Genomic DNA, 7,980 nt, shown 5'->3' with positions numbered 1-7,980 from the left:
CCAGGTGGGACTCAACCACGCCGATAGTGGGGCTCAACGATACAAATCAAGCATCTGAACAGTGGGGCTCACTCGCACCACAGGTGGTGCCCATCGAAGCCAATATTCAGTTGTGCAGGACTGTGGTTTCGTCGAACCGCTTCGCTTCGTCGAGGACAGTGCCGACGCCGACATAGCCGACCTTGGGTATGCAGGCGAATACGCGCGAGCCCGCCGTTAGGTTCTTTAAGGTCCGTGAGAACCACTTGTCGCCACCACCGGAGACGAAGCCGTAAGTCATGCCATCGACCCAGTGTCTACCCGCGGGAGACTCTCCAAAGGACACGTACCAGTCTTGCCCGTTCCAAGGCTCCCGCGACTTTGTCTTATGCGTGGCGGCGGTAGTGGCGATGGGTTGCGTGTCGTGCTCGACGAGCCAAGTTCGGGCAAGGTAAGCAGCCCCGTTGTCGTGGAAGTGGCGGAAAAAGACGACGTTGATCGGGATACCGAAGTCCTCGTTGAGGAACCGGACTATGCGTTCGGTGGCGGCGTCGACGGATGCCGCAACGATAGTGAAGACCTGGTTCGCGTTGACCATGTCCGGCAGCGTTCCACCGAACTGTTCTTCGAAGGCTTCTTCCAGTGCGACACCGGGGCGGTAGCTGGCGAAGATTCCTATGATCTCGGCGCGGCCCAGCGTCGCGACCCACGAACCGTAGTCGAGAGTTTGCGCGGTGACGTCGCGGGGCGTCTTGTCTCGCTTGAGTTCGATCACATGCACTGCCGCGGTTTCGTCGATCGCGAGGAGGTCGATATAACCGCCATGTGCGGTCGTAACCTGTCGGCCAACGATCAGAAGCGTCTCACCCAACATCGACGGGTCTGACTCGATGTAAGATTCCAGCTGCGCCTCGAGGCCGATGACCGTGGCGGTGATTCGGGTGAGCTTGTTCCCGTCCGCGCGCCACAGCCCCATTTCGACACCCATCAGTCACGCTCCAGAAGTCGTTGGGTCTCAGCGTCGTACACGTAGTCGACAATGTCGCCGGACATGATCAAGTTGATTGCCTGGTCAATGACGTTCACCGGCGCCACGAACCATTCCGAAGGGTCATACCTGCGCCCTTTGCCGTCAATCTGATTGATATCGAGCCGCACTTTCGCAAAGACCCGATGCAGGAGGTCTTCAAGCGCAGACACCTTGAGGTTGTACGTTTGGTAAGTAGAGACGATCTCAACTGGAGCCATCAAGTAGGTCGGCTCATTCTCAGCATTGGCAATCCGTTTCATAACTGAGCCGCGAGTAAAGCCGATCTTGTACAGATTTTTTCTGTTTGAAATCTGAGGATCGTCACTGAGCGAACGCAGCACGTAGATGTATCCCGTGGCCTCGTCATCGGGGAAGATTTCTACCAGACCGGCACTCACGACCGCGTACCCGTCCTGCTCGAGTAGCTGTCCGGCTAGGGATCGGCGGAAAAGTCGTGACTCGGTGCCGTTCTCGAAGATGGTCCGGGTGCGCGGCTTGTATCGGGTCCGCACCCCTGGGGCCGCCTCAGGATCGGTTATCTCCGCCACGAAGAGCATGATCCCAGAAAGTACGAAAAACTTTCCTTCCTGGATTGCCTGTTGGCCGCCAGCCAGAGCAAATCTCACGAGCTTCGATGCGCCGTCTCTTAGTTCTGCGTGCTTCTGAACGAAAAGATGTTCATACTGCGCAAAGTCTTCGGACTTGATTCTCGTCGCCACATCGTCGGGTGCGATGCGGCGCGCCCGGGCCGGTAAGCCGGAAGTATCTAGAAGGCCAGACTCATCGTCCCCGAGCAAGTCAAAGTCGTCGCTGTTCAGCAGGTCGTCGATCGAAGTGGGTGTCTCGGCGACGTCCAGGAGTCCGAACTCGTCTAGGCGCTTCAGCGCGGTGGTTTTGGCTTCGTCAGCAAGAATGCCATCCAGCCGAGCGCCGAGCTTGCGTTCGGCGATCTCTCGTGTCGTCGAGCTGGGCACTCGGTCGTGGGTGCGTTGAAACTCGACTATCTCGAGGAATGCTCTCTCTAGGCGGTCATTGGCCGTGATCTTTTTTGGCTTTTCCGCTACGTCCAGGAGCCCGTCAACGTCAGAATCAATAAGCCACTGCATATCCGTTCCATTCGACTCCGACACCGGTAGCCGACTGTTGTTCTTTCCGTTCTCGGCTGCGGTCATGCCTCGTTACCCACCAACATCGCTCGTTGCGCAGCCAGATGGCGCTGCTTCAGCCTCTGGAGGAACAGGATCGCTTCGGCGTATCGTTTCTCCGTCGGGTTATCACTGCGCACGTCAGGCTTGCGGCCGTTGACCTTTACCCAAATCTGGAGCTTGGGCCATAAGACGCGCGCTTCTTCCTCGCTGATCTCGATGCGAGTTGCCGTGATGGCGTCGGAGATGATGCGCAGCACACTCGGGGTCACCGACTTGCTCATGACCTCGAACGCTCGCTGGAACGGGTTTACCGAGTCGATAAGGTTGATGTCGATCTCGTCGATGTTGACGAACTTCTCGGCCATCTTGATGAAACGCTTGTCACCGACCTCGCGAATTTCGCCGTTCTTGACAACGGAGTCCACGACGACCTGCTGACGTACTTCCTCGACCTGCACTTCGTTAAGGTCGGGGTACCGCTCGCGGATGATCTTCGGAATCAGTACCTTGTTGGTCACCTCGGGGTCCAGGCTTCCCGCAGCAGCCTTTGCGAAGGTGTCGTCCTGGAGGATAGTGGCCTTGAGGTCGTTGAGGTCGGTCTTCACGATCTGCTTCACCCGGTCGGTCGAAGGTTCCTTAAAACCCTTGATCCGCAACTCGCCCGGTTTGGGCGCGTCGTCGTTGCCGGTCTTTGTCTTGAAGGTGAAGTTTGGTGCCAGCACTTGTTCCATCAGGAGCGACGCCGTAATCGCTTTGAGGATGTTATTGACCGAGTACTTCACCTCGTCGGTGGCCGCGTCGGGTTGGGCGATGAGGTTAGTGAACTGAGCGTGCTCCTTGCCCGGGCTGTCTCGGGTGACGCGGCCGATGATCTGGATTACCTCGGTCAGAGAGGCCCGATAGCCCACCGTCAGGGCGTGCTCGGCGAAGGGCCAGTCAAAGCCTTCCTTTGCCATGCCGAGCGCGATAATAATGTCGACTCCGCCCCGTTCCTTTGAAGCGACGGTGGACAGGTAGTGCTGGGTCTCGCCGCGCTTCTTTTGATCTGCGTCGTTAACCAAGTCCGCGACCCGCAGAATCTGACCGGTGTCCGTGCGGCGAATGCGAATAATGCCGGTGTCCTCGGTGTCGATGTACTCACCCATCGAATCGATGATGAACCCGACCTCCTCGATCTTGTCCTTCGTGGACTCACCCGAGTTCACGTTCGGGATGTGGACGATCGTCTTCTTGTTGAGGTCGAGGACTTCACCGATGGCATCGGTGTAACGACCTTGGTAGAAATGGTGACCGATGCCTAGGGATTTGAGGTGCTCATACCCGTTCAGCTGGTCGTAATAGTTGAACGTGACGGGCGTGAACTGCGCCTCGTCGTCCGCAGTCAGCACGGGCACAGAGTCGCCACGGAAGTACGAGCCGGTCATCGCGACGATGTGCACGTCGGAGCCGTTCATCACGTCACGCAGCAGCGCTCCAAGTCGGTTGGCTTCTATGTCGGCGGAGACGTGGTGAAACTCGTCGATCGCGAGCACGGTGCCGTTGAACGCGTCAGGGGCGAGTCTCTCGAAGGCGAACCGCAAAGTGGCGTGAGTGCATACCATCGTAGCGTCCGGGCCCTCAAGAAACTTGATGAATGCATCAACCTTGCCGACTGAGGAGCCAGGCGTGCAGAGGTTGTGCTCGGGCTTGATCTCCCAGTCGGCGAAGAACCCGTGATCGGTCAGGTTTGTCGCGGAGAAGGATGCTCCGATCGAGCGTTCGGGGACTGCGACAACGACCTTTTTGCGGCCCTGGTTGTAGAGCTTGTCCAGCGCAACGAACATGAGCGCGCGCGACTTTCCCGAGGCAGGCGGCGCTTTGATCAGCAGGTGCTGAGCATCACGTTTAGCGAAGACGCGCTGCTGCATCTCGCGCATCCCCATCGAGTCGGTGTGGACCGACGCGCCCGTTTGGGCATAGGTCACGTCTACGACATTAAGTGATTTGCTCACTTTTTCTCTCCCCCGTTTAATGCTTCATCTGCGGTCATCTTTTCATACATGCCGAAGAGGTCTGACAACCGTTGCTCGTCTGTCTCGTACCCGCGCTTGGAGTAGATAGAGTCGACCAACGCGTCTACATCGGCGTGGGCGGCGCGCAGGTCGGAGGGCATGAGGTCCGGATCGTACAACTGGGCGAGCGTCCGCTCGCAGTGGTATTCGCGGACGTCGAGCACCCGAAGTGCTGCGGCCGTCAGCTTCTCCTTGACCGCGTTCGACAGCGGCGGTACCGGCCAATTGTTGTAAACGATGGTGTTCGAATACTGATACCGCATCTCCATTCGACCAGAGACCGCATTCGTCCACGCCATATGCATTCGGGAGGTAAGAAGTCCAAAGACCCAAGGTTGCGCGTCATACACTGCGAATCCCTTGTTCGAAATGACTGTTTCAGGACCCACATATCCGATTGGGATGTAGTCACGGCGTTCCGAAGAAATACTCGGAACGAGGATTGATTCAGTCGGCTTGTAACTGATCTGTACAAACCTGTGCGGTTGGGCCGCGTATGCGACCGTGCTGGCTGCCTTGCTCTTGCTTCGTTCACTGGCCACACGTACGAGTCGTGATTCGATTGCAGAGATAGCACGAGCTGCTGCGACCGAACCCTCCGGTATCCAAAGGCAGTACCGTTCGCCATCATTGATCGCTTCTGCTGACCCCATATAGCGTTTGATGAACGGTGCGCTTCGTGGGTCATCGGCCAGCAACTGCAGTCGTTCTTCCGGCGACAGGATAAGGCCACTGGCCTTGACCCCGGAGAGTGGACACGGGTTAAGCGGCGAGTTGAATCTCTGCGGCCTGTGACGAGTATTGCAGCTCGAAGTCCACAGGCGTGACGTGCCCGATCGAGGAGTGGCGACGGCGACGGTTGTAGCGGTCCTCGATCCACGCCGCGACGTCGCGAATCGCCCGGGCCCGGGTGGGCCAGATCCGTCGGTAATAGAACTCCGTTTTCAGCGTCGCGAAGAAGCTCTCAGCCATGGCGTTGTCCCAGCAAATTCCGGTGTAGCCCATCGACCGGGTGATGCCATGCGCGGCGGCGAATTCGGTGATCTGAGCCGAGGCGTATTGGGTGCCACGGTCGGAATGGAAAATTACCGTCTCTGGGCGGTCCCCACGCAGCACCATGGCCATCGTGAGGGCGTCCTGGATGAGGTCGGTGCGCATGTGGTCGGCGATAGCCCAACCGATCACGCGGCGACTGTGGGCGTCGATGACCGTCGCCAAATACACCCACCCCTCCCACGTCCTCAGGTAGGTGATGTCGCCGACCCAAACCTGGTTCAACGCGCCGGTATCCCACTTTNACTTCTTCGGGCAGATCCCCGCCAAACCCAGGCGTTTCATGGTCCTGGCTACCGTTTTGCGGGAGATGATCTCGCCGTCTGCACGCAGGTCAACAAGGATGCGCGGGGCCCCGTAAACCTCGTCAGAATCGCCGTGAAAGAAGGCGACTTTCTGCTCGATGTGCTCCCGCCGGATCGCCGCCGGCGAGGGCGCACGATCCATCCACGCGTAATAGCCGGAGCGGGAGACCTCGAGGAGACGGACCATGCGGGTGATGGTGAAGTTGGTGTTCTCCGCCAGCATCAGTTCGAACGCTTGCCGTTCGTATCCGAGGCTTCCTGGGCGAAGAAGATGGACGCTTTTTTTAGAAACGCCCTGTCCATCTTCAGATCCGCGTTTTCCTTCCGCAGCCGCAGCAGCTCCGCCCTCTCGGACTCCGTCACCTCGGCTTGTCCGGTCTCGTTGCGGGCCTTGAACGCGGTCACCCAGCGGCCCAACGTGGCCTCGTTGATGCCGAGCTCGCGGGCGACGGTCGTGACCGCTCTGCCGGTGGTGACGACCAGCTTCACGGCCTCGTCTTTGTACTCAGGGGTGAAGTCCCGACGTGATCTTGCCATAGTGAACATTCTCTCTTGTGAGGTGTCCACACAACGGGGTCAAGGCCACACCTCCGTCGCGTGGCATAGATCCGAATACCATGTCCGGAAGGAAAACCCCGAGCGGTTTATTTCGTCTCGAGAGGACGACTCCAACGCCATCAGTGAGATAGCCATTGATGTTGTTGGCCGCGATCTGAAGATCGTCGGTGTACAAGTACTTCGGAGTAGCGTTTGCATTCCGCAGGCTGATGACGGCCACTGTTACGCCTGCGTTGCGCTTGGCGTTGTTCTCCCATTTGAAAGAAGTGTATGCGAATCCGATCTCGATGCCCTTTGCGAAGATCATCGGAAACATCAAGCCGACATGCTCGCCTTGAGCGACCGAATTGGTTGTGACGAACGCCAACTGTGCGCGTGTTCGCTCGATGTAGTCTGTACCCTTGATGAACCAGAGCGCGATGTAGTCAAGGTTCTTTGAGAAGTGGCGGCGACCAAATACGAAGTCGTAGTCACTCTTCATTTCCTTGCCCTGAGATTTTGCTCCCTTGTATGGAGGGTTTCCGATGAGGTAGATCTCCTCGTCCCCACCGTTAGGGCAGACTTGCCGCCAGTCGATACGGGTGGCGTTGCCAAGATGTATTTGCCCGGTCTCCTTAAGCGGGATGAGAGGGATCGAAAGATTGAACTTCTCTCGAAATTCTTCGTTCATCTGGTGCTTGGCGATCCACAGCGACAGGATCGCGACCTCGACCGCGAAATCATCAATCTCAATGCCGTAAAAACTTTCAACGCTGATCTTTGACTCGGCATAAATCACTTGGTGCTGGGCGTCGATACTTGCATAGCGCTCTAGGATTGCATGCTCCAGGCGCCGTAGCTCTTTATAGGCGATGACTAGGAAATTTCCCGATCCACAAGCCGGATCAAACACCTTAATCGAGCTGATTCGCTCCAAAAGCCCTTCGAGCTTTTTCTTGGAGTCGTAGGCGGTGTCGAACTCCTGCTTCAAGGAGTTGAGGAAGAGCGGCTCGATTGTCTTGAGGATGTTGGGAACCGAGGTGTAATGCTGACCAAGGTCAGAACGCTTGCCCGGGGTGACGATCGCTTGGAACATCGAGCCGAAGATGTCCGGGTTGATCTCTCGCCAGATGAGCGTGCCGGACTCGATCAAGAGGTCTCGAGCCTTCTTGGTGAACTTAGGCACCACATCCGTCGGCTTCACCGTGAACAGCCGGCCATTGACGTAGGGGAACCCGGCAAGGTGAGCGGGTTTGTCAGTCGATCGCTTGGTGTCGAGCGCCGTGAAAAGGGTGGTCATGAACTCGGCGACGTCGGACCCATCGGACTGCGTGTGCGAGCCGACCGCGTTCGTGAACTGGTTTTCATTGAATATTCGGGTGTCTTCGGCAAAGAAACAGAACAGGAGTCGAATGAAAAAGACGTTGAGGGCATGACGGCCGTGCGGCAGATCCAGTAGCTCGGGATTGGCCAGTAGCAGTTCGTCAAAGAGTTTGCCCATTCGCTCGGCAGCCTTGACGTCGGCGTGGGCCTCGGCGACGTACTGGGCCTTTTCCATGCCGGCCAAGGGCAGGAAGAACGTGAAGTGCTTACCGATGTCCCGGATCGGGATCATCAGGTTCTCACCGGTCTTGGTGTCGACGGCGAGCAGCTCGTTGTAATCGGTGACGATCACGAATCTGGTGTTGTGCCGGACCACGGTCGGTGAGGTTCGCAGGCTGTCGATTACAGCGAGCGGGTCGTCTGTGGTCTCTCGGAAGTAAACGACGTGTGACCTGCCGCGGATATCTCGGACAGTGGGCCCTCTTAAAATGAGGGTTCACTGAAAGTAGAGATCAGCATGACCGCAGCACGCAGGCGTTTCACCCAGGAGTTCA

The 7,980-nt window shown here is 57.7% G+C and carries 5 protein-coding genes and 1 pseudogene; all 6 read right to left on the bottom strand.

The annotated features are described in order from the left end of the window. Window positions 1–106 precede the first annotated feature (106 nt). Window positions 107–955 carry an endonuclease NucS domain-containing protein gene (locus E3T41_RS17280; RefSeq protein WP_241991230.1) on the bottom strand — a complete coding sequence of 283 codons (849 nt, stop codon included), beginning with the start codon at window positions 953–955 and terminating at the stop codon, window positions 107–109. A gap of 11 nt (window positions 956–966) precedes the next feature. Beyond that, window positions 967–2,181, bottom strand: coding sequence for a GIY-YIG nuclease family protein (locus E3T41_RS17275; protein WP_134479483.1), 1,215 nt, complete (start codon window positions 2,179–2,181; stop codon window positions 967–969). After that, window positions 2,178–4,148 carry a DEAD/DEAH box helicase gene (locus tag E3T41_RS17270; RefSeq protein WP_134479482.1) on the bottom strand — a complete coding sequence of 657 codons (1,971 nt, stop codon included), beginning with the start codon at window positions 4,146–4,148 and terminating at the stop codon, window positions 2,178–2,180. The genes E3T41_RS17275 and E3T41_RS17270 overlap by 4 nt, the downstream gene beginning before the upstream one ends. Then, window positions 4,145–4,930 (bottom strand): type IIL restriction-modification enzyme MmeI, encoded by a 786-nt coding sequence (locus tag E3T41_RS17265; protein ID WP_370257993.1) that lies wholly within the window; start codon window positions 4,928–4,930, stop codon window positions 4,145–4,147. The genes E3T41_RS17270 and E3T41_RS17265 overlap by 4 nt, the downstream gene beginning before the upstream one ends. Window positions 4,931–4,970: 40 nt before the next feature. Further along, window positions 4,971–6,112: pseudogene (locus tag E3T41_RS17260) on the bottom strand (IS3 family transposase). Further along, window positions 6,072–7,820 carry a DNA methyltransferase gene (locus E3T41_RS17250; protein ID WP_370257990.1) on the bottom strand — a complete coding sequence of 583 codons (1,749 nt, stop codon included), beginning with the start codon at window positions 7,818–7,820 and terminating at the stop codon, window positions 6,072–6,074. Before E3T41_RS17250 ends, E3T41_RS17260 begins: the two are co-directional and overlap by 41 nt. Window positions 7,821–7,980 lie beyond the last annotated feature (160 nt).

It is taken from the genome of Cryobacterium sp. Hh38 (assembly GCF_004403235.1).
Classification (GTDB): domain Bacteria; phylum Actinomycetota; class Actinomycetes; order Actinomycetales; family Microbacteriaceae; genus Cryobacterium; species Cryobacterium levicorallinum.
Note: the sequence above shows the minus strand (reverse complement) of the source record. Positions and strands in the feature narration are given on the sequence as shown.